The organism is Edaphocola flava, from assembly GCF_004118155.1.
GTDB classification, from domain to species: domain Bacteria; phylum Bacteroidota; class Bacteroidia; order Chitinophagales; family Chitinophagaceae; genus Edaphocola; species Edaphocola flava.
Genome location: NZ_SAIQ01000001.1, coordinates 868,417 through 890,970 on the forward strand (window position 1 = coordinate 868,417; position 22,554 = coordinate 890,970).

Sequence of the window (22,554 nt, forward strand, 5' to 3'; positions counted from 1 at the left end):
AAACGAAGTACAACAATAAAGAAAATGGATACAAAACAGAGACCACCGGTATATTACAGCGAATATCTGCAACTGGATAAAATCCTGAATGCACAGTTTCCGGAAAGTGCAAAAGAAGGCATAAAGGCAGATGATGAAATGCTGTTTATTATCATTCACCAGGCATATGAACTCTGGTTCAAGCAAATCCTGCACGAGGTCAATATTGTAAGAGAGATCTTCAAACAACCGAACGTACCGGACAACTCTTCCGATATTTTCAATGCTGTATCCCGCCTCAAAAGGGTGATCAAAATAATGGAGATTCTCGTGGCGCAGATCTCTGTACTGGAGACCATGACTCCACTGGACTTCCTGGATTTCAGAGACCTGCTGCGTCCTGCATCGGGCTTCCAGAGCATACAATTTAAAATTATTGAAGCCCTGCTGGGGCTGGAATATGCAAACCGTTTCGGTCATGAATATTACCTGTCTCAACTGAACGAGGGTGATATTAAAAGAGTAAAAGATGCAGAGCATGAAGTGTCTCTGATTGTATTGCTGAATGGCTGGCTGGAGCGCATGCCTTTTGCCAACCAGGATAAGTACTGGTCTGAGCATACATTCTGGGATATTTACCGTGCGCAATATGCATCGGGACTATCTCCTAATGAGCAAGCTAACCTGGAAGTATTTGATCAGCTGTTCATCCAGCCAGAGCGTTATCCGGAAGGTCGCCGCCTGAGTCAGCTGGCTATGAAAAATGCATTGTTCATTATGCTGTACAGGGATTATCCTATGCTGCACCTGCCTTTTGAACTGCTGGATCGTTTACTGGAAATAGATGAGCAATTATCGATGTGGCGTTACCGCCATATTCATATGGTACAACGTGCAATCGGTAAACGTGTGGGTACAGGAGGCAGCTCTGGTGCCGCTTACCTGAAATCTGCTGCGGAGAGTCATATTATCTTCAAAGAGATTGCAGAGATCAGCTCCTTCCTGATGCCTAGAAATGCGTTACCGCAATTACCGGATGTACTGGTTAAGGATCTGAGTTACAATAAAGACTAAGCTTAGTTAATTAATTGTAATTAATGCTTCCGTATCTGTTTGGATGATATAAATGCAGTACATTAGTACACACATAAAAAAACAGTACATTATGAATATCTCTGAATTATTAAACAGTGCTACCGGCCAACAAATCGTATCTCAGGTTTCTGAACGATTTGGTCTGGATCAGCAACAGGCAGGCGCTGCAGTGCAGTCCGCCATTCCTATGATCCTGGGTGGTCTGGGTCGCAACTCACAAACCCCGGAAGGTGCTGCTGCACTGAGCCAGGCATTGGACAACAAACATGATGGTAGTATACTGGATAATATCCAGGGATTTTTTGGAAACAGCGATGCCGCTGAACAGGACGGCAATGGTATCCTGGGACATATCTTTGGCAACCAGGTTTCTGAAGTGAATAATGGTGTGGCACAGTCTTCCGGCATCAGCCTGGCTAAGATAGGACCGATTGTAGCTATGCTCGCACCTATTGTAATGGGTTATCTGAGTAAACAGAAACAACAGAATAATGTATCAAACTCCGGCGGTCTGGGTGACCTGATCGGTGGCTTAACCGGCGGCGGACAAGGTTCCAAAGGCGGACTGATAGACATGGTATCCGGCTTCCTGGATAAAAACAAGGATGGCAATATGCTGGACGATATCATGGGTATGTTCGGTAAGAAATAAGTGAAATTTTAAATTGTGATTGAATATTAACTAACAGGGCATCCTTCATGAAGGATGCCCTGTTAGTTAATAACACTTTTATGTAAGCTTATTTATATATTTGTCTCTATGAAAAAGATAGAGCCGATACTCATTACCCTCGTATTTACAGGTGTTGTTTTAAAACAATTTCATATTGCCGGTCATGCTACTATTATTACCCTAAGTATATTGATATTAGCATTCATATATATGATATTTGGCTTTGCCTTATTTAACGATATCCGATTACGGGATATTTTCAAAAAATCAGCCTATCAGCAATTAAATGTTTGGCGTATAATTGGAAGTGTATTCCTGGGTCTGACCTTAAGTACATCAGTTGTAGCCATTTTGTTTGGACTACAGGATATGCCAGGGAAAGAATATATGTTATTAATTAGTATGTTAGAACTGGCGCCGGCATTTCTTGTGGTCTTGTTCAAAACGATACAGCACAAATCAAGTTTTTATATTAAAGTACTTTCAAGGGTATCAGCGGTAATAATTCTTATTGCCCTACTATGGCAATATCCCGGTATACTATAATCTTTTCCTATATTATGCGCAACATTCATACCCATATTGTTCATCCCCTGGAGGAAGAGGTTGTCAGCCTTTACGAAAATTTTCCTCAATGCCTGGATCTGTCTTCCTGCAGCCTGGGCCTGCATCCATGGTATCTGGAACAGGCAGAGCGAGACTGGGAGGTGCTGCAGCAGTATGCAACATACTCACATGTAATGGCTATTGGTGAATGCGGACTGGATAAGGTCTGCGGTACTCCCTGGGAGCGGCAACAGCAGTATTTTCAATTGCAGATAGGATTGGCCAACCGCCTAAACAAACCATTAATCATTCATTGTGTAAAGGCATATGCCGAATGCATGGCGGAACTACAGGCCGCCAAAGTGCCAGTGGTCTTTCACGGTTTTAATAAATCTATAGAAACGGCACAAATGCTGCTGAGTAAGGGCTACTATCTTTCCTTCGGACATAGCCTGTTCCGGGAGGGCTATGGAGACATTCTGAAGCGGGTACCACCGGAGCGCATTTTCCTGGAAACAGACGATAAAACGGACATTTCTATCGAAGATGTATATAAAAGAGCGGCAGAATTGCTCAATTTTCCATTAGATGCGCTTATTTTGCAGCTGGAAAAAAATTATCAAAATATTTTATAGGTATGCAGGATAAAAGTTGGTTGTCGAGAACGACCTTACTTATTGGGGAAGAGGCTTTAGATAAGCTGGTGAACAGCCATGTTATGGTAGTAGGTCTTGGTGGTGTAGGTTCTTATGCTGCTGAATTTATATGCCGTGCTGGTGTAGGTAAGATGACCATTATTGATGGTGATGTGGTAGACCCGACCAATCGTAACCGCCAGCTGCCGGCCCTGGCCACCAATCATGGTGTATCGAAAGCCGATATTATGGCGGAGCGCCTTAAGGCGATCAACCCCGAACTGGAGCTGATCGTTGTAAAAGAATTTATTACTCCTGAGCGTGTTGAGGAACTGCTGGATACTAATCCGGACTATGTGATCGACGCGATTGACAGCTTTACGCCAAAGACTACTTTTATGCGTATAGCCCATAACCGTAATATCCGGTTTGTGAGTTCTATGGGTGCCGGTGGAAAGGTAGATCCTACCCGACTGAAGGTGACGGAATTGTCTAAAACATACAACTGTCCCTTTGCTATGAAAGTGCGCAAAAGAATGCGCAAATACGGTGTGAACGGAAAAGGCGTTACGGTTGTTTTTTCAGATGAAATGCCGATAGAGGAATCACTGATGATGACCGATGGCAGTAACTTTAAGAAGTCATTCTACGGTACGATTTCATATGTACCGGCAGCATTTGGCGGCGCTGTTGCTTCCGTTGCGATCAGAGAACTGATGAAGTAACAATTAGCGGGGTATTGTGTACCTTTGCCCCACATTTATTTTATATATAAAATTTCCGCAATCGTGAGAACGAAAATTAAAGACATTTTAAACAGCGAATCATTAGATTATACGGTAAACATTAAAGGATGGGTACGCTCTTTCCGCAATAACCAGTTTATTGCGCTGAATGACGGATCTACTATTCATAATATCCAGATCGTGATTAATCCGGAGCAGGCTGATGAAGCCGTACTGAAAAATATTCAGACTGGTGCGTCCATGAATATTAACGGTAAGGTTATCGCCTCTCAGGGTAAAGGACAGCGTGTAGAGATCGTTGCGGAAAATTTTGAAGTTTTAGGCACCTGTAATCCGGAAGAGTTTCCGTTACAAGCCAAGAACAGACCTAGCCTGGAATACCTGAGAGAAATTGCACATCTGCGTTTCCGTACCAATGTATTCGGTGCGGTATTCCGCGTACGCCACAGCATTGCTTATGCTATCCATAAATTTTTTAATGATAAAGGTTTTGTATACCTGCACACCCCTATCGTAACGGCTTCTGATGCCGAAGGCGCAGGTGAGATGTTCCGTGTAACCACACTGCCGTTTGACAATCCTCCGCGACTGGAGAATGGAGAAATCGACTTTACGGAAGACTTCTTTGGCAAAAGCACTAACCTGACCGTAAGTGGTCAGCTGGAAGCGGAACTGGCAGCGATGTCATTCGGTGAAGTATACACTTTCGGCCCTACGTTCCGTGCAGAAAACTCTAATACTACACGCCACCTGGCTGAGTTCTGGATGGTGGAGCCAGAGGTTGCGTTCAACGATCTGAAAGATAACATGAACCTTGCTGAGGAATTCATTCAATATATCATCAGGTATGTGCTGGAGCACAATATGGATGATCTGCAATTTCTGGAAGAAAGACTGGCGAATGAAGAAAAGCAGAAACCGGCAAATGAGCGCAGTGAAATGAGCCTGCTGGAGAAGCTGAACTTCGTTATCAATAATCAATTCGAGCGCATTACGTATACCGAGGCGATCGACATCCTGCTGCAATCAAAACCATACCAGAAGAAACAATTCAAATATGATGTTTCCTGGGGTATAGACCTGCAGAGTGAGCATGAGCGCTTCCTGGTAGAAAAACACTTTAAAAAACCAGTTATCGTTACCGATTACCCTAAAGATATCAAGGCCTTCTACATGCGCCAGAATGATGATGGCAAAACCGTTGCGGCTATGGATATCCTGGCACCGGGTATTGGCGAAATCGTCGGCGGTTCTCAGCGTGAAGAGCGCCTGGAACTGTTGGAAAAACGCATGGAAGAGATGGACATCCCTACTGAAGAAATGTACTGGTACCTGGACAGCAGACGCTTTGGTACGGCACCACATGCCGGTTTCGGACTGGGCTTTGAGCGTATGGTATTGTTCATCACCGGTATGACCAACATCCGTGACGTAATTCCTTTCCCGCGTACACCTAAGAACGCAGCGTTCTAAGGTACCGGCCTAAAAAGACATTAATAAATGGACATATCCTTATCCTTAATTGTACCTGTGTACAACAGGCCTCAAGAGGTAGAAGAATTATTAAACAGCCTGAGCCATCAGAGCAATAAGCATTTCGAAGTGCTTATTGTGGAAGATGGCTCTTCTGTGCCTTGTAGCGATGTGGTGGCCAAATATGCGCCTGTACTGGATGTCAGCTATTACAATAAGCCGAACTCCGGCCCTGGTCAGAGCCGTAACTATGGGGCAGAAAGAGCGAAAGGTAATTACCTTGTATTCCTGGATTCTGATTGCGTCATTCCACCAGACTATATCAAGGCCGTGCTGGATTCTTTAAACAATCAGTATGTAGATGCATTTGGCGGTCCGGATGCGGCCCATGAAGATTTTACGGATTTTCAGAAAGCCATCAATTACTCCATGACATCTATTATTACAACAGGTGGCATTCGTGGTGGCGGGGAGAAAATGGATAAATTTTTTCCCAGGAGCTTTAATATGGGTTACTCCAAAGAAGTATTCGAGCGTACCGGGGGCTTTGCTAAAATCCGTTTTGGCGAAGATATTGATATGAGTATCCGTATCCTGTCCAACGGATTCAAAACAAGATTGATCAGGGAAGCATTTGTATACCATAAAAGACGCAGCACGTTCAAACAGTTTTTCAAACAGGTACATAACTCCGGCATTGCCCGCATCAACCTGCAGAAAAGACATCCGGGTACGCTGAAGCTGGTACATACCTTACCGGCTCTATTTACCCTCGGATTTCTGGCCTGTCTTATCGGTGCCATATGGTGCCCCTATTTGTTACTGCCTTTAGTACTGTTTTTTGTGATTGTATTCCTGGATGCCACACGCAGTACCAAAAGTGTACGTATCGGATGGCTGGCTATGGGTGTAAGCTGGATGCAGCTCGTGGGCTATGGCAGTGGTTTCATCATCGCCTTTATCCGCCGCAATATCCTGGGTCAGGGGGAATATGCATCTTTCGAAAAAACATTTTACTCTTAAAGCGTCCCCATTTTCTATGCTTTATATAAAAGCTTTACATATCATATTTGTAGTGACCTGGTTTGCGGGCATATTTTACATGCCACGCCTGTTTATCTACAATACCGAGGCACAGGGCAGAGCAGATCTTTCCGCAGAAAGTAAAGGTGTATTGACCCAGCAATTTCAGATCATGATGAAGCGTCTGTGGCGCGGCATTACCATTCCCTCTGCCGTACTGACGGCCATTTTCGGTCCCTTAACAATGTATCGTTTCGGTTACTTCAGCTCGGTGCCTTCATGGCTCTGGGTCAAGCTGGGCTTCGTCATAGCGCTCTATATTTATTTCTTCTTTCTGCATGGTATTTTTAAACAGCAGATGCAGGGTATATATAAGCACAGCTCTATGCAGTTAAGGATCTGGAATGAAGTGGCGACTATTTTCCTGGTCGTGATCGTATTCCTGGTATCGGTAAAAGATAGCATGAGCTGGATCTATGGCCTTATTGGTCTTATAGTATTTGTAGTAGCACTGATGAGTGCGATACGTGTTTATAAAGTCATTCGTAGTAAAAAACAATCTTAAAAATATAAGTAATGGAACAATTAGTAAAAGAATTAGTGGAGAAAGCTAACCTGACTGAAGAGCAGGCTGCCAAAGCAACTGAAGTTATGGTCGCTTTTGTAAAATCAAAAGTACCGCCGATGTTTCAGGATAAAGTCGATGATATGATTGCCGGTAAATTTGATATGGGTTCTATTGCCAGCATGCTGGGAGGAAGTCCCCTGGATATGCTGAAAGGGATGTTTGGTAAGAAATAATTTTCAAAAGTAAAAAGGAATGGGTTGCAGCATATGCTGCAACCCATTCCTTTTTATAATAAATAAAATAACTATCCGCTATAAGCAACCTTTTTATTCGTCCTTTTGTCCGGCAACAAAAGGACCAAAAATGCCTTTGTTTCCTTTAAGTGGATGCTCAGTATAAATAATATCTAATCAAAATACTGATCTGCCATGTAGATAAAGCTGGTCATGGCTACAGCACCTAGATGTAACTCTCTTTTGTTGACATCCTCAAACACATCTCTACGGCTGTGGTGCATATCGAAATAACGTTGCGAATCAGGCTGTAATCCGGCCAGACGGCAACCGGTTTTTCCTAAAGGTCCTATGTCTACACCACCGCCTTCTTCTTCAAAATCATATACACCTAATGGCATAAAAATCGATTTCCAGTTACGGATTTTATCGCGATCCGCAGCAGATACCTTCAGACTGAAACCGCGTGGTGTATAACCACCCTCATCACTCTCTAATGCAAAAACATGTTTCTCCTTACGGGCTTTAGCGCTGTCGGCATAGGTTACGCCACCACGTGCACCGTTTTCTTCATTGGCATATAATACCACACGAATGGTATGCTTTGGCTGCAGACCCAGTTGTTTAAATGTACGCAGTACTTCTATCGACTGCACACAACCCGCACCATCGTCCTGTGCCCCCTCGCCTACATCCCAGGAATCAAGGTGACCGCCCACAACAATAAAGCCCTCTTTCTGACCCCGCAATTCACCAATCACATTATAAGACAGGGCAGTACCCTTCATACCACAGGTTGATTGTAATGCAGCTTCTGTCTTACCTGCCTTACACCACTTAGCCAGTGCATCTGCGGTACTGTTTCCGATCGCAATAGCGGGTATCTTGCGCACATCATCATCATATCTCATAGACCCGGTATGCGGCACATCTTCCAGGCCGGTCGACAATGATCGTATAATCAAGCCGGAAGCTCCTTTACGCGAAGCAACATTGGCCCCGTTAAAACGGTATGAAGCAATATCGGAATATCCGTCAAAGGTCTTTACAAATTCCTGGCGGAAGGCATAGTTCATAAATACAATCTTTCCTTTCACCTTAGCCTCCGGTGCTGCATTCAACTCTTCCATATTATTGAAGCAAACGATCTCGGCAGTTAAGACCTTACCTTCTGTACCTTCCGAATTGCCCAGAGACAGCATAGGAATGGTTTGCCACTTACCCTCATATTTTACTCTCAGCGATTCTTCGCCCCGTATCCATTTAGGTACCGTTACCGGCTGCAGCCAGACCTTATCAGCACCGGAACGCTCCAGCAATGCCTGGCCCCAGGCAATAGCTTTGTCCTGCTGCGGACTGCCGCTCAGTCTATGTCCTATGGTTTTACACAAGACCCTTAAGTTTTCATAGGCCTCACCGCGCAATAAAATCTCATCACTGATCTTTTTTACGATGGCACTGTCAGACTGTGCATGAGCCGTGGCGGCCAGCAGGCCTAAACATAAGCATAGTAATCTTTTCATATTATTTCTTAATCTGTTGCAAATGTAAGTGTTGTATCAGACAAATTATAATGATAAGGCTGCCGGACAGAAACAGTTAAATAAGAATCAGTAATTTTACAATTGCACAAAGTACAGACGAATGGGAGATAGCCGCAACTTCATTATTGAACGCGTACAGACGGAGACCAATCAGGCCAAAACTTTTTTTATCATACCTGTGGAAGGACAGCAACCGGTCTATAAGCCCGGCCAGTTCTTACACCTGGCCTTTCCAGCCAAAAACAATACGGAGTATCGCTCTTATTCTTTTTCTTCTATTCCGGAGGAGGGAATGGCTTTTACCGTTAAGGCAATGGAGAATGGCAATATTTCCCGCCTGTTTTATGATCATTATAAAGAGGGGGATGAGCTTAATGTCATCAACATCGCCGGAAAGTTCGTTTTACCGGATGATCTTTCTGAGATACAACAGGTACTCTTATTTGCTGCCGGAAGCGGCATCACGCCTGTCTTTTCTTTGATCAAATCCATACTGCTGCATCAGCCACACATCCATATTTTCCTGGCCTACAGCAATAGTAGTCCGCAACAGACTATCTTCTACCATACCCTACAGGAGCTGCAACAACAGTTTCCGGAACGGCTGGAGATCGAATTTATCTTCAGCAATAATAAAAACCTGCTTAAGGCAAGGCTGAGCGGCTTCTGGTTGCAGGAATTGATTGCCCGGCATAAAAAAGCCGACTGGCCCCATATACTGGCCTATACCTGCGGTCCGATAGAATATATGGATACGGTGAAGATTACTTTATTTACAGAGGGTATGGTACCGGCGCAGTTCTTTATGGAGTACTTTGAAACAATGAGCGAAGAGATGATCATTGCCCCAGAAGACAAAGAAGCCCATATGGTGCATATTCATTTTAAAGATACCGACACGACCGTAACCGTACAGTATCCGGATAGTATACTGGATGCCGGTTTAAACGCAGGTCTGCACCTGCCACATAGCTGTCGCTCCGGGCAATGCGGTACCTGCGCTGCCCGAATTGTAAAAGGTGAGGTATGGATACAGTATAATGAAGTACTGACCCACAAAGACCTGGAAAACGGACTGACGCTTACCTGTATGGGATTTCCGATAAACGGTGATGTAACGATTACCTACGATTAAGCAGGGTGTACGAGAAAGATTGTGGGACGCTTATGCAGATCCGGTTTTTGTTTGCTCCATTCACCTATCGTGAGTGTTTTTACAGAGGCTGTTTCTGCAGTGATGTCTACCGCAATACATAATTTCGTTTTTTGCGGATGCAGGGCTTTTAATGCCTCTTCCAATAACTGGTTATTACGGTACGGAGTTTCTATAAAGATCTGTGTTTCCTGTTTTTGCTGGGCGATCTGTTCCAGCTCTTTTAATGCTTTGCCACGCATGGGCTCCTTTACCGGTAAGTAACCCAGGAAGCGGAATCCCTGACCATTAAAGCCGGAACCCATCAATGCCAGCAAAATAGAACTCGGCCCTGTATAGGGAATGACTACTGCACCCAATTCCTGGGCACAGGATACGAGCTCACTACCGGGATCGGCCACAGCAGGGCATCCGGCCTCACTCATCACACCCACATCATAGCCCGCTTTAAGCCATTGACGCAGCAATGCCTTGTCTGTGGTATGCTGCTTGTTTACTTCTGCAAAAGTGATCTCATCAATCACAACTTCTTTGTCATATGCCTTAAGCCACCTTCTCGCGGTACGTACCTGTTCTACAAAATAGTATTTCAGGCGACATGCCTGCTGCTTTACTGCTTCCGGTATGGTATCTGTTGCTTGTTCTGCAAGGGGTACGGGTATGAGGTGTAATCGGCCTAAAGACATATCTGTTGTTTATTTTCAAACACAAAGAACGTCATTTTTCTACAAATCATCCGGTAGCCGATTTCAACAATAACTTACTAGTTTTGCAGCATGATCCGAAAAGGAGTTTGTTTCTGTTTATTAATTTGCCTCGCCTTGCTGTTGCACAGCTGCAGCCAGAAAAGTAATGGACGTGTACATAAACCCAATTACATTCCTGCAGATTCCTTGTCTGCACTGCTTTCCGGACTGGAAGAGGGAGACATTGTATTGCGTGCGGGCAATGATGTGACCAGCAATATGCTGCGGCAACTGAACCTTAAGGATAAACGGTTTTCACATTGTGGCATTGTATTTTCCGAATCGGGTGCCTGGTGGGTATACCATAGTATAGGCAGTGAGTCTGCTCCTGACCAGGCCATTAAAAAAGAGCCGCTCATGCATTACTGGAATCCTGAAGATAACCTTGCCATCGGCTATGCCCACCTGCATATAAGCCGGCAGGAACGTACAAAGCTCTTACATACTGCAGATAGCTTATATCGCCTGCAGATCCCCTTCGATATGCAATTTGACCTGAAGAGTGACGATCGCATGTACTGCACAGAAATGGTGGCAAAGTCCATACAGTGGAGTATTCCGGAAGCTCACCTGCAACCTACAGATACGCTGGGCAGGCAATACTGGGCGGTAGATAATATCATTCGTAACAGGCTTGTAAGCGCAGTACATTACCTGCAGGTGAAATAAAGTCAATTTTATTACCTTTGCTGACAATTACGCATTATTATGAACAAATATATTCTGGGTTTATTATGCAGTCTTTTCCTGTTTCTGGGTGGATGCAGGAAAGATTCTTCTAAAGATGTAGCAGAACGCTTTGCCAATGCTTTTCATCACCGCGACTACAAAACAGCTATGTCTCTGGCTACAGCAACCAGCCGTACACAACTGGAAACCATCAGCCAGTTTGCAGGTAACCTTCCGGATGCATCTGCACAGGAGGCCAAAAATATCCTGGTAGTGATGGGTAAAGGTGAGGAGAAAGGCGATCGTGCGACGTACTACTATACGACCTCCGACAGTGATATAGAACAGAAGATCAACCTCATAAAAGTTGATGGTAAATGGCAGGTAGAATGGAATAAAATGGACAGCCCTGTAGTAGACAAGAAAACAGAAGCTCCGGCTGCTGCTCCCGCAGACTCCAGCGTACAACTGGAAGTTGGTACACCGGAAGGCCTGGATACTACCCTGATACGCGAGTAGACTAATCAAAAAATAAATCGGCAGCAATGCCATCGGCGAACAGTTTTCCGGCAGCAGTCAGGATATACTGTTCGCCTTTTTGCTGCACACGCTCACCCAGGAAGGGATCAATTTTCTCCTCCAGCTCTTTCAGATAATCTGTACCGAAACGATTGGTTACATACTGCCGGTCTATACCCCACATGGTGCGTAAAGCGGTTAGGATATACTCATTGAGCTGATCGGCTACAGACAATACTTCCCGTTCTATATTCATGATCCCTGCTTCAATGCCTTTTATATACAGGGCATTATTAGCTACATTCCACTGACGGCTTACCTGGTCGAAAGAGTGAGCAGACGGACCTATTCCAAGATATGACACACCCTTCCAGTAATTGGTATTATGTACTGCATACTGCCCGGGTAAAGCGAAATTGGAAATTTCATAATGATCAAATCCGGCAGCGGTAAGAAATGCCGTCATCAGCTCAAACTGCTGTGCCGCCTGTTCTGTCATTGGTGCAGGCACCTTTCCTTTTCCTACCTGGTGCGCCAGTAAGGTATGCTCCTCTACTGTCAATGCGTAGGCTGATACATGTGGTATACCGAAACGTACGGCTTTCTGCATATTCTCCATCCAGAGGGCATTGCTTAGGCCCGGTGTACCGTAAATAAGGTCAATCGTTAGATTGCTGTACCCTGCATCCTGTGCTCTTTTGATGGCAGACTCTGCTTCTCCCGCCGTATGTGCTCGCTGCATAAAACGCAGATCGGACTCTTCAAAGGATTGAACGCCCATGCTCAGTCTATTGATTGGTGTATGCCGTAAGCCGGACAAAAAGGTATCATTCACATCGTCGGGATTAGCCTCCAGCGTACATTCCTTAAGGTCAAGGGTATAATTCCGGTAAATTGTTTCCCATATCAGCGCTAATTCCTTCTCTGAAAGCAGCGATGGTGTGCCACCACCAAAATATACTGTTTCTACAGCTGCTCCGGCCAGGTAGTCCTTACGCAGCACCAGTTCCCGGCAGATTGCGCTCACCACGTCTTCTTTATATTTCAGTGAAGTGGAAAAGTGGAAGTTGCAATAGTTGCAGGCTTGCTTACAAAAAGGAATGTGAATATATATACCGCCCATGGATTATGTGAATCTGTATGGCAAATTTCAGTATTTTCGCTGTATTAAAAATGAAAATTACTATGCAAAAAATATTGAGCCTCCTGATGATGATTTGCTTTGGTACTGTTGCCGCTGTGGCACAGCAGTCTGCGGCCCCAAAACAACCGGCCTGCTCCGATGCTAAAGTGCATGGCAAACTGGTTTCTATCGATAAAGAATGGGAAAGCAAACAATATAAGCTGGTGTACTTCAGTTCTGAAAATGTTCCGAGCAAAGCTATGGTTCCGTTTAAGTTTGAGGTAAAACAGGGTGAGACTTACCAGATCAACTATGTTGTGGGCGCACACGCATCCAAATACCAGGTAACTGTGGTGGATGAGCAGATAAAAGAAGTAGTGAAAGAAAAGGGCAAAACCACAGGCAATGACCAGATGACGGTTGTGAGCAAACAGTTTACAGCTCACTCAAATGGCGTATATATGCTTGTATTTTCACAGCAAACCAAATCAGGCAATTGTGTAGGTATTTCTTTATTGAAAAAATAAATCCGGTATGAAACGGCTGATCCGTAAACTTTTCGGCTGGCGTGAGGGTACGCCCTTCAGCTTTTATCTTACCGATTTTGTATTTCGTAAGGTGCTCCGGCAGAATGCTTCGGCCCGATGGCCGGTGCACTTTACCAGTACTATTCATAACGGAGAGCGCATTACGGTGGGTAAGGATACCTATCCAGGAGACTCTCCGAATAATTATATCAATGCGGCCAATGGTATAGAAATAGGTAGCTATACCAATCTGGGGCCGAATGTAAGCCTGATATCTGCCAACCATGATGCTGTTGATAATAGTGTCTCTATACCGGCAGAACCGATACGGATAGGGGCATACAGCTGGATCGGCAGTCAGGTTGTTGTATTGCCAGGTGTACAACTTGGCGAATTTACAATCGTAGGTGCAGGAGCTGTAGTAACCAAAAGTTTTACTGAAGGCTATTGTGTCATTGCGGGTAATCCTGCCCGTATAATCAAGTCCCTCGACAAAGAAAAGTGTTTAGCATTTGCAAGAGAAAACCCTAAATAAGATCATTTACAAAGATTCCTTTATCATCTTTTCCATAAGGTTGCTCAGCACCCTGGCGATGATACTGATCGCTTATGCTTTCTCGCACAGCCTGTCTACTACAGATTACGGTCGCTATACCAATTACTGGAACCGTTTCTATGCCTTTAATGCTTTTGCAGGGCTGGGTATTGCGGCTTTTATCTTTACTTATTCAAAAGACAAACTGATCCTGCTCTTGCGGCAGATCAAAAGAGGGCAATATATTGCACTGGCCTTATTTATGCTGGTAGCCAGCATTGCCTTTGCCGGTGTACAGGCCCGATCGGGATACCCCGCTCTTATCTCCATAGCATTTATGCTGTTGAATACACTGTGTATCATCACAGAATCTGCACTGATCATCTTCCGTAAATTCCGGCAGATATTCTGGATCAACCTCCTATACCTGATCGCTTTTCTCTGGCTGCATTACCGGCAATTACATGCACCGATATTTGATGCTGCCAGTTTATTCAGCAGTCTATGTATCCTGTTTGCCGTAAAGTTGCTGGTCAGCGGTTTTTTCCTGTACGAGCGTAATGCGGCACCACAAGCAGAAGAGGTGCCTGCCGAAACTAATTACCAGAAATTGTGGTTGCATCTGTATCTGTTCGACATGACGCAGATACTGATGGTCTATGTAGATAAGTTTGTGGTTTCTATTTTGCTGAACGAGTCTACGGCTGCTATTTATAATAACGGGTCTACGCCCATTCCTCTATTGCCTATTATTTTCTCAGCAGTATCCAGTGCTTCACTGATGCAGTTTTCGAAATATGATAAAGGAGATACCGTAATGCAAACAAGCATTATGCGCAACCTGGCCAGGATATTGTCCAACTTTGCCTTCCCGATCTTTTTCTTTTTTGTGTTTTTCAGATACGAGTTTATCGTCACTTATTTTTCGAACAAATACATTCCATCGATCCCCATATTCCTGGCTTCGCTTTTCGTCATTCCATTGAGGATGTTCAATTACACGATTATTTTCCAGAAGCATGAGCGGGGAGATATTATTAATACCGGGGTACTGCTGGATATAGGTGCTACACTGGCACTGGTGTATCCTTTATACCTCTTTATGGGCCTTCCGGGTATTGCACTAAGCTTTGTATTGGGCACTTACATACAAGCCGGTTTTTACCTGTATAAGATGACCCGCATTTTACAACAACCCATACACAGGATTGTACCAATAACCAATCTGGTGATGAAGTTTCTTTTCTATGGGCTGCTGGTCTACGGTCTGTATGAAGGTTTGATCCCTTTTGTGAGACCCATAACGGCTATGCTCAGCACCATTTGTGTGACCGCTGTGGTGATACTGGCCATCGTACGCAGAGAATACAGATCTGCACAACACCTCTCATAATACACCATAAAGAGTTTTTTTGAGCGCTTAGGGAATAAGCGCTAATTTTGCTACATATTAAAAACGATTAGGATTTGATAGAGAATAAGAATATCCTGGACCAGGAAGTGGATGCTGTACTGGTGGGATTGATCCAAAAGGATCAGAATGAGCGACAGGTAATGGAATACCTGGATGAGCTGGCTTTCCTGGCAGAGACTGCCGGTGCAAAGACCATGAGGAAATTTGTACAGAAATTGCCACACCCTGATAGCCGCACGTTTATCGGGAAAGGTAAGCTGGAAGAAGTTGCGGCTTATGTAAAAATGAAAAATATAGGCCTGGTTATATTCGATGATGAACTGACCGGCTCACAGATCAGTAATGTACAGAAAGAAGTAGGGGTTAAGGTTATTGACCGTTCGGATCTGATCCTGGATATTTTTGCCCGCAGAGCCAAAACGGCACAGGCCAAAACACAGGTCGAACTGGCCCAGTACCAGTACATCCTGCCACGCCTGAGAGGGATGTGGAGTCACCTGGAGCGCCAGGGAGGGGGTATCGGTTCTCGTGGTCCGGGTGAAACGGAGATCGAGACTGACCGTCGTCTGGTAAAAGATAAGATCAACTTACTGCGCAAACGCCTTCAGGAGATTGACAAACAATCTCAGACTCAGCGCCAGCAAAGAGGAACCTTTATCCGCGTAGCCCTGGTTGGCTATACCAATGTGGGGAAGAGTACGCTGATGACGGTATTGAGTAAATCGGATGTATTTGCAGAAAATAAACTGTTTGCCACACTGGAAACCACTACCCGTAAGGTGGTGTTTGAGCAGACTCCTTTCCTGCTGAGCGATACGGTTGGGTTTATCCGTAAGCTGCCGCATCACCTTGTAGAAAGCTTCAAATCAACACTGGATGAAGTTAGAGAGGCGGATATCCTGTTACATGTGGTGGATGTATCACACCCTAAATATGAAGATCAGATTGGTGTTGTGGACAAAACCCTGCAGGAAATTGGTGCATTTGATAAACCGATCGTACTGATCTTTAATAAAATGGACCAGTATATCAGAGAAACCTTTGATGAATTCCTGACAGAAGAGGTAAAAGAGGACTTGCTGAAACAATTGTACCGCCGCTGGGATAACCTGACGCACGGTAATGCTTTGTTTATTTCTGCTACAGAACTGTCTAATATCGAACGCCTGCGGGAGACTTTATTACACAAGGTAAAAGAGCTGTACAGCATCCGTTACCCATACATGACCAACTTCTTCTAGACTATGAACCAGACCAAATTATCGGTTAACGTAAATAAAATTGCCACCCTGCGCAACAGCCGCGGTGGCAATAACCCTAACCTGTTGCAGGTAGCCCTGGATTGTGAGCGTTTTGGAGCAGATGGCATTACGGTACATCCGCGCCCGGATGAGCGCCATATCCGCTATGCAGATGTGTATGAGTTGAAACAGGCGATCAGTACTGAATTTAATATCGAGGGTAATCCTAAGGAAGATAAATTTGTACAACTGGTACTGGACAATAAACCGGCGCAGGTAACTCTTGTGCCTGATGCTACCAACCAGCTTACCTCAAATCACGGCTGGGATACGATTAAGGAACAGGCTTTTTTACAGGAAATCATACCAGTATTTAAGCAGGAAGGTATACGCGTATCGGTATTTGTAGATCCGGTGGTGGATATGGTGAAGGCGGCAAAAGACTGTGGTACGGATCGTATAGAACTGTATACTGAGGCCTATGCTGCATATTTTCCCAAAGATAAAGAATCGGCCATAGCGGCTTATATAGCTGCTGCAAAAGCCGCACAGGAGGTATCACTGGGCCTGAATGCGGGACATGACCTGGACCTGCATAACCTTACTTATTTTGCGCAGCACATTCCTGGTCTGCTCGAAGTATCGATCGGCCATGCACTGGTCAGCGATGCTTTGTACATGGGCTTACAGAATACAGTAGCCATGTATAAGCGTTGCCTGGGCGCATATTAAATCAGAAAAACAGCTGGATATATTCAGTCCAGTATAGTACAGCAGAAAAATATTTTTCACTGTACTATACTGGACTTTTCTTTTTTTACGTCTTATATTTAGGAAATAAAATAAAATATGCTTGAATTGATCTTTACAAATATGTAGCATTTCATATCGGATTTCATTTTTTTGATGTTTGCCAAAATCAGCGACATGAATAGTAAAATCTTATCAACCCTGCTCCTGCTCTGCTTTCTCTCTACATCTGCAACAGCACAGCAAACCAGGTACGGGTCCAATATCATACGCCTTACACCACTATCAGGATTTGGTCAGACTTTTAATGAATATGACGGGCACTGGTCCATAGGTATGTCTTATGAGTATATCCTGGGCAGACAACAACGTATCGGGATTTGCATACCATTCTATTACGGACTAAATGTACAAACAGAGGTAGTCTTGTCTAATGGCATCACTATTGATAACTATGCATACCTCTGGAACCCTGGTGTGAAATTCTACCCCTTTGGCCAGACAAGGCTGAACTATGCGCTGGGACCGTCTGTATTTGCTGCTTATGGCGATGCAAGTACCTATATAGGTATGGGTCGTACGGAGATTGCTACCTACCGGAAGTACGGAATGATGATCAATAATTATCTTCATTTCAATTGCACGCCTTTATTCAATATTGGTATGGAGCTGGCCATCGGCATCAGCCCGATCAATAAACGTAAGGTTGCCTTCCAGCAGGAGCAATCACTGGAGACCGCTTCTTTTATTAAATTAGGTTTCCAGGTAGGCTTTCGTTTCTGATCCGTATCATTATTTCTATCTTTGCCCTAAGGCGTGTCACGTTTTTTACGTCTATACAAAAAGAGCTATAATTGCATATTACAGATTTAAGTATTTTTTCACCGTTAAACGAGCTATCTATGTCTAAAAAAATCGCCCTTACACTATTGAGTGCTGTTGCCTTATGTAGCACCACCTCTCTGTCTGCCAGACCACCTGTGCAACAAGCCTCTGCCAGACCTCTGTATGGCCCGAATGTCGTACGCTTCACGCCAGTAACGGTTTTTGATAATTCTGTAGGTATTGGTTTTGCCTATGAGCGCATTCTGGACAAGGAGGGTAAAATAAGCGTCAATATCCCTATATACCTGGGCATAAATACGAACAGCGGTTATTACAGCGGACCTGGCTATAACAACAATACCAATTATTCCATGTTATTGAATCCTGGTGTTAAATTCTATCCTGCCGGGCAGAGAAGAGTAACTTATGCACTGGGTGCATCTTTATTTACTATGATGGGTGAAGACGATTATTATTATGGCGGTCCTGCAGATAAAGCAGATTATCTTAAAGCCGGCATCATGATTAATAACTATGTTCACTTCAACATTACGCCGAAATTTAACCTGGGCCTGGAGTTAGGTGTGGGCCCGAGCTACATCAATCAGTACAAAACCGTTAATTACACTAATAATGAGGGTATCGGTTTTAGTGCACAGTTCGGCTTCCATATGGGCTTCCGTTTCTAATTTAATTATAAATACTAAAAACAATGTTCAAAAAATTACTTTCAGCACTGCTCGTACTGGTTATGGCAACCGGAGCAGCTACTGCTCAGCAAAACAATTATGGTCCTAATATTATCCGTATTATGCCGCTTACCGCTTTTAACGGAGGCGTGGGTCTGGGGGCATCTTATGAGCGTATCCTGGACAAAGATGGCAAAATAGGACTGAACATACCGTTCTCCCTGGGTTTTCGTAACAACGGTGATTATAACAATGATATGAACGCCACATTCATGGTTAATCCTGGTATTAAATTCTATCCGGGTGGTCAGCGTAAGGTAACTTATGCCCTGGGTGCGTCTTTATTTGCATCTTTCGGGACAAACAATGGTTATCGTTATGATATAAACCAAAGCTATCAGTATGTAAATGCCAATACGCTGCAAGCTGGTATTATGGTGAACAACTACCTTCAATTCAACCTGTCTCCGAAAGTAAATATCGGACTGGAACTGGGTGTGGGACCTGCCTACATCGATCAGGAGAGAGATGTTACGAATCATATTACATACAACAACGGACTGAATGTAATGGGGCAATTCAGCTTTCATATCGGTTTCAGATTCTAAAAAAATACATATCAATGAAACTATGGGGATTACCGGATGGTAATCCCCTTTTGTTTTTATATTTTTGTGACAGATATTCAATGCATGAAAAGTATTTATTTTAAAGAGCTGAGCTCTTTTCTCAGCTCCGTGGTGGGTTATGTGGTCTTACTGGTATTCCTGGTGGTGCTGGGTTTATTTTTATGGGTGCTGCCCGACAGCAATTTCCTGGATTACGGCTATGCCAGTATGGAACAATTCTTTACAATTACCCCCTGGTTAATGTTATTCCTGATACCGGCCATAACCATGCGCTCGTTTGCAGATGAATTTAAGGGAGGCACTATTGAATGGCTTTCGACCAAGCCGCTAACCTTGCACCAGATTGTGGGTGGTAAGTTCTGGGCATCGTTTACCCTTGTGGTTATTGCCCTGATTCCTACATTGATCTATGTATTTGCGATTAACTGGTTAGCTATCGAAAATGCGACCCTCGATTTCGGCGCGATTACCGGGGCTTATATCGGTTTATTACTGCTGATTGCCTCATTTGTTTCTATAGGTATTTTCTGCTCTACACTTACAGATAACCAGATCGTGGGTTTCCTGCTGGCACTGATTCTGTGCTGGCTGCTCTATAGTGGCTTTGAAGCCATAAGCCGCTTACCGGTATTCTCCGGCGGTGCAGATTATTATATTCAGCTGGTGGGCATGGACGCCCATTACAATTCGATCAACCGCGGGGTGATCAATACTAAAGATGTAATCTATTTCCTGAGTATAACTGCTGTATTCTGGCAGCTGACCATATTTTCATTAAAGCGTAAAAAACTCAACTAATCTTATTGGAAGCGATCATATATAAGTCGACAGGAAGTTTTTATACCGCCATAGATGATACGGGAAAGGTGTGGATTGCACGCGCCCGGGGTAAATTCAAAATAGATAAAAGCATTAAATCTACCAATCCGATTGCTGTGGGTGACCAGGTTACCCTGCAACCGGAAAGCGAGCAGGACAGTACGGCCATCATTACAAAAATTGGCCAGCGGCACAATTATATGGTCCGCACTTCGCCGCATAACCGCCACCACAAACATATTGTTGCGTCGAATATAGACGAAGCTATTGTGGTAGCAACGATTCATAGCCCGCGCACCTCTAACGGTTTCCTGGATCGCTTCCTGATTACTGCAGAAGCATATCATATTCCTGCTACCATCGTGTTTAATAAAGCCGATCTGATAGAGGGAGCATATGTGGCCGAATGGGAGGAAAGAAAACAATTATACGAAGCGATCGGTTATCCTACATTTACCATTCAGGCTACTGACCCTACAAGTGTGCAAACGCTGAAAGATCACCTTGCAGGTAAGACCACTCTGATCAGTGGTCACTCCGGTGTGGGTAAGAGTACGCTTATCAATGCGCTCCTGCCTACTCTGGACTTAAGGGTTCAGGAGGTTTCTGACTGGAGTGGTAAGGGACAACACACAACTACTTTTGCAGAAATGTTTGAGCTGAGCAACGGAGGTAAAATTATAGACACACCGGGTGTAAAAGAATTCGGGATTGTGGATATTGACCAATACGAACTGGCACAATACTTTCCGGAGATGCGTGCCAGGATGCCGGATTGCAGGTTCAACAACTGTCTGCATATAAACGAGCCGGACTGTGCGGTGAAAGAATCTCTGGGAGCCGATATCAGCATTTCCCGTTATGAAAGCTACCTGAATATCCTGGAGTCATTACCCAAAAACAATTATTAGAAGTATGAATCCTGCAGCACTGCACGTCATCAGGAGTCAGCATCCTGATTATTTAAAAGTACTGGTATTAAGACAGAAAGTATTGCGCGCACCGCTGGGCATGAACCTTTATGATGAAGACCTGAGCCGTGAAATAGACGAGCATATATTTATCTATAAAGAAAATGAAACTATAAAAGGTTGTCTGCTACTGGCACCGGTTGCGGTTCAGAAAGGAAAGTTGCGCCAGATGGCTGTTTCAGAAGAGGAGCAAGGCAAAGGAATAGGTGCAGCCCTGATCCGGTTTGCAGAAGAATTTGCCAGAAGCAAACAGTACAAAACATTCGAATTACATGCCCGTATATCTGCCCTTCCGTTTTATGAAAAACTGGGCTACGAAGCAATAGGAGCACAGTTTACAGAAGTTGGCATTCCACATGTAAAAATGATCAAACAGTTATAACAAAATGGCTAAGGCAACGAAAGAGAAAGTAGATACTTTAGGAGAGTTCAACCGGCTGATGGCGGTGTTGAAGTCTCGTCAATACAAGAATATTTATTTACTGGAAGGAGAAGAGCCGTATTATATAGATCTGCTGCTGGACTATTTTGATAACCAGATCCTGGATGCAGATCAGAAAGATTTTAACCTGATTACCCTGTATGGTAAGGACAGCGAATGGAGTGAGATAGTCAATGCCTGTAGCCGCTTTCCGATGTTTGCAGAACACACTATTGTGATCTTAAGGGAGGCTGCCCAGTTGCGCCAGCCCGATCAGCTGATTCCCTACTTCGAGCAACCGTCTGCCAGTACTATACTGGTAATCGATTATCGCGGTAAGGAGACAAACAGTAAAGACAAATGGGTAAAGCCCCTGAAGGATAAAGCTGTTATTTTCAAAAGCAACAGGCTGGCCGAAGATGATATACCTTCATGGATACAGCAATATGGCGCCATGCAACAATATAAGGTATCTGCTGAACTGGCAGAAATGCTGGCCGGATACCTGGGCAATGACCTGCAGAAAATAACGAATGAACTGGAGAAGGTAAAGATCAATGAGCCGAATATGGCTGAGCTTACCGCAGAAATGATAGAACGTTATGTGGGCATCAGCCGGGAGTATAATTATATGGATCTGCCCAAAATGATTTTTACTAATGACAAAGTGCGCATAAGCCGTATGCTTACTTATTTTGTGGCTAACCCCAAAAGTGCTCCTCTGCCTGCGCTGATGGCAACATTCTATACGTTTGCCGACCGTACTTATCGCTGCTATTCTGTGCCAGATGATTATAACAACCCGGAGAGTCGTGCATTGTATTATTACCGTTCATACTCCCGGATGTTTTCCGTTACGACAATACATAAATTCATTGCCCTGCTGAATGAATTTGCTTTAAAAGCAGTGGGCATCAATATCTCAAACAAAGACGACAGTGAATTATTAAAAGAGCTGGTCGGTAAATTAAACGCATTATTATACCCTCAAGGATAAAAAAACAATTA

General features: G+C 44.1%; 27 protein-coding genes. 24 read left to right on the plus strand and 3 right to left on the minus strand.

Annotated features, from left to right (window positions below; translation table 11 throughout):
• The first annotated feature begins 24 nt into the window (after positions 1-24).
• The 9 genes from EMP01_RS03690 to EMP01_RS03730 all read left to right on the plus strand — a co-directional run bounded on the left by EMP01_RS03690 (position 25) and on the right by EMP01_RS03730 (position 6,971).
• Entirely contained in the window at positions 25-1,053 is a 1,029-nt protein-coding gene (locus EMP01_RS03690) for a tryptophan 2,3-dioxygenase family protein (protein ID WP_129020128.1), read from the plus strand.
• 91 nt (positions 1,054-1,144) lie between these two features.
• Entirely contained in the window at positions 1,145-1,726 is a 582-nt protein-coding gene (locus EMP01_RS03695; RefSeq protein WP_161971210.1) for a DUF937 domain-containing protein, read from the plus strand.
• A gap of 108 nt (positions 1,727-1,834) precedes the next feature.
• The gene (locus EMP01_RS03700) at positions 1,835-2,293 is read left to right on the plus strand and encodes a hypothetical protein (RefSeq protein WP_129020130.1); all 459 of its coding nucleotides are present in this window, start codon (positions 1,835-1,837) and stop codon (positions 2,291-2,293) included.
• A 14-nt stretch (positions 2,294-2,307) separates the two neighbouring features.
• Positions 2,308-2,928, plus strand: coding sequence for a TatD family hydrolase (locus EMP01_RS03705; protein ID WP_161971211.1), 621 nt, complete (start codon positions 2,308-2,310; stop codon positions 2,926-2,928).
• A 2-nt stretch (positions 2,929-2,930) separates the two neighbouring features.
• Positions 2,931-3,653, plus strand: coding sequence for a tRNA threonylcarbamoyladenosine dehydratase (locus EMP01_RS03710; RefSeq protein ID WP_129020132.1), 723 nt, complete (start codon positions 2,931-2,933; stop codon positions 3,651-3,653).
• A gap of 63 nt (positions 3,654-3,716) precedes the next feature.
• Positions 3,717-5,147, plus strand: a complete 1,431-nt coding sequence (gene asnS / locus EMP01_RS03715; RefSeq protein WP_317125590.1) for an asparagine--tRNA ligase — start codon at positions 3,717-3,719, stop codon at positions 5,145-5,147.
• A gap of 27 nt (positions 5,148-5,174) precedes the next feature.
• Positions 5,175-6,170 (plus strand): glycosyltransferase, encoded by a 996-nt coding sequence (locus EMP01_RS03720; RefSeq protein WP_202615984.1) that lies wholly within the window; start codon positions 5,175-5,177, stop codon positions 6,168-6,170.
• A 16-nt stretch (positions 6,171-6,186) separates the two neighbouring features.
• On the plus strand, positions 6,187-6,735 hold the full coding sequence (locus EMP01_RS03725) for a CopD family protein (RefSeq protein WP_129020133.1): 549 nt from the start codon (positions 6,187-6,189) through the stop codon (positions 6,733-6,735).
• 11 nt (positions 6,736-6,746) lie between these two features.
• A complete protein-coding gene (locus EMP01_RS03730) occupies positions 6,747-6,971 on the plus strand; it encodes a hypothetical protein (RefSeq protein WP_129020134.1) in 225 nt (74 codons plus the stop codon).
• A 173-nt stretch (positions 6,972-7,144) separates the two neighbouring features.
• Here EMP01_RS03730 and EMP01_RS03735 read toward each other — a convergent pair whose 3' ends face one another.
• The gene (locus EMP01_RS03735) at positions 7,145-8,494 is read right to left on the minus strand and encodes a M20/M25/M40 family metallo-hydrolase (protein ID WP_129020135.1); all 1,350 of its coding nucleotides are present in this window, start codon (positions 8,492-8,494) and stop codon (positions 7,145-7,147) included.
• 121 nt (positions 8,495-8,615) lie between these two features.
• Between EMP01_RS03735 and EMP01_RS03740 the strand changes: the two genes are divergently transcribed.
• Positions 8,616-9,650: a flavin reductase family protein gene (locus EMP01_RS03740; protein WP_129020136.1), complete on the plus strand. Its 1,035-nt coding sequence runs from the start codon at positions 8,616-8,618 to the stop codon at positions 9,648-9,650.
• Here EMP01_RS03740 and EMP01_RS03745 read toward each other — a convergent pair.
• Positions 9,647-10,354 (minus strand): SAM-dependent methyltransferase, encoded by a 708-nt coding sequence (locus tag EMP01_RS03745; RefSeq protein WP_129020137.1) that lies wholly within the window; start codon positions 10,352-10,354, stop codon positions 9,647-9,649. The two genes, EMP01_RS03740 and EMP01_RS03745, sit on opposite strands and share 4 nt — an antisense overlap.
• Before the next feature lie 135 nt (positions 10,355-10,489).
• Between EMP01_RS03745 and EMP01_RS03750 the strand changes: the two genes are divergently transcribed.
• Both EMP01_RS03750 and EMP01_RS03755 read left to right on the plus strand, forming a co-directional pair.
• On the plus strand, positions 10,490-11,083 hold the full coding sequence (locus EMP01_RS03750; protein ID WP_161971212.1) for a YiiX/YebB-like N1pC/P60 family cysteine hydrolase: 594 nt from the start codon (positions 10,490-10,492) through the stop codon (positions 11,081-11,083).
• A gap of 39 nt (positions 11,084-11,122) precedes the next feature.
• Positions 11,123-11,602, plus strand: a complete 480-nt coding sequence (locus EMP01_RS03755) for a nuclear transport factor 2 family protein (protein ID WP_129020139.1) — start codon at positions 11,123-11,125, stop codon at positions 11,600-11,602.
• A gap of 1 nt (position 11,603) precedes the next feature.
• Here EMP01_RS03755 and hemW read toward each other — a convergent pair whose 3' ends face one another.
• Positions 11,604-12,725, minus strand: coding sequence for a radical SAM family heme chaperone HemW (gene hemW, locus EMP01_RS03760; protein WP_129020140.1), 1,122 nt, complete (start codon positions 12,723-12,725; stop codon positions 11,604-11,606).
• Positions 12,726-12,787: 62 nt separating this feature from the next.
• Here hemW and EMP01_RS03765 point away from each other — a divergent pair, with 62 nt between their 5' ends.
• The 12 genes from EMP01_RS03765 to holA all read left to right on the plus strand — a co-directional run bounded on the left by EMP01_RS03765 (position 12,788) and on the right by holA (position 22,543).
• The gene (locus EMP01_RS03765) at positions 12,788-13,252 is read left to right on the plus strand and encodes a hypothetical protein (protein ID WP_129020141.1); all 465 of its coding nucleotides are present in this window, start codon (positions 12,788-12,790) and stop codon (positions 13,250-13,252) included.
• 7 nt (positions 13,253-13,259) lie between these two features.
• The gene (locus EMP01_RS03770; protein WP_129020142.1) at positions 13,260-13,787 is read left to right on the plus strand and encodes an acyltransferase; all 528 of its coding nucleotides are present in this window, start codon (positions 13,260-13,262) and stop codon (positions 13,785-13,787) included.
• Positions 13,765-15,180, plus strand: coding sequence for a lipopolysaccharide biosynthesis protein (locus tag EMP01_RS03775; RefSeq protein WP_129020143.1), 1,416 nt, complete (start codon positions 13,765-13,767; stop codon positions 15,178-15,180). The genes EMP01_RS03770 and EMP01_RS03775 overlap by 23 nt, the downstream gene beginning before the upstream one ends.
• A 74-nt stretch (positions 15,181-15,254) precedes the next feature.
• Positions 15,255-16,442, plus strand: coding sequence for a GTPase HflX (hflX, locus tag EMP01_RS03780; RefSeq protein WP_129020144.1), 1,188 nt, complete (start codon positions 15,255-15,257; stop codon positions 16,440-16,442).
• A gap of 3 nt (positions 16,443-16,445) precedes the next feature.
• Positions 16,446-17,174: a pyridoxine 5'-phosphate synthase gene (locus tag EMP01_RS03785; protein ID WP_129020145.1), complete on the plus strand. Its 729-nt coding sequence runs from the start codon at positions 16,446-16,448 to the stop codon at positions 17,172-17,174.
• 195 nt (positions 17,175-17,369) lie between these two features.
• Positions 17,370-17,975, plus strand: a complete 606-nt coding sequence (locus tag EMP01_RS03790) for a hypothetical protein (protein WP_129020146.1) — start codon at positions 17,370-17,372, stop codon at positions 17,973-17,975.
• A gap of 119 nt (positions 17,976-18,094) precedes the next feature.
• Positions 18,095-18,706 (plus strand): hypothetical protein, encoded by a 612-nt coding sequence (locus EMP01_RS03795; RefSeq protein ID WP_129020147.1) that lies wholly within the window; start codon positions 18,095-18,097, stop codon positions 18,704-18,706.
• Between the two features lie 23 nt (positions 18,707-18,729).
• Complete coding sequence (locus tag EMP01_RS03800; RefSeq protein WP_129020148.1) at positions 18,730-19,314, plus strand: hypothetical protein; 585 nt, start codon at positions 18,730-18,732, stop codon at positions 19,312-19,314.
• An 84-nt stretch (positions 19,315-19,398) separates the two neighbouring features.
• Complete coding sequence (gene gldF, locus EMP01_RS03805) at positions 19,399-20,133, plus strand: gliding motility-associated ABC transporter permease subunit GldF (RefSeq protein WP_129020149.1); 735 nt, start codon at positions 19,399-19,401, stop codon at positions 20,131-20,133.
• 5 nt (positions 20,134-20,138) lie between these two features.
• On the plus strand, positions 20,139-21,065 hold the full coding sequence (gene rsgA, locus EMP01_RS03810; RefSeq protein ID WP_129020150.1) for a ribosome small subunit-dependent GTPase A: 927 nt from the start codon (positions 20,139-20,141) through the stop codon (positions 21,063-21,065).
• 4 nt (positions 21,066-21,069) lie between these two features.
• Positions 21,070-21,507: a GNAT family N-acetyltransferase gene (locus tag EMP01_RS03815; RefSeq protein ID WP_129020151.1), complete on the plus strand. Its 438-nt coding sequence runs from the start codon at positions 21,070-21,072 to the stop codon at positions 21,505-21,507.
• A gap of 4 nt (positions 21,508-21,511) precedes the next feature.
• On the plus strand, positions 21,512-22,543 hold the full coding sequence (gene holA, locus EMP01_RS03820; RefSeq protein WP_129020152.1) for a DNA polymerase III subunit delta: 1,032 nt from the start codon (positions 21,512-21,514) through the stop codon (positions 22,541-22,543).
• Positions 22,544-22,554: the final 11 nt, after the last annotated feature.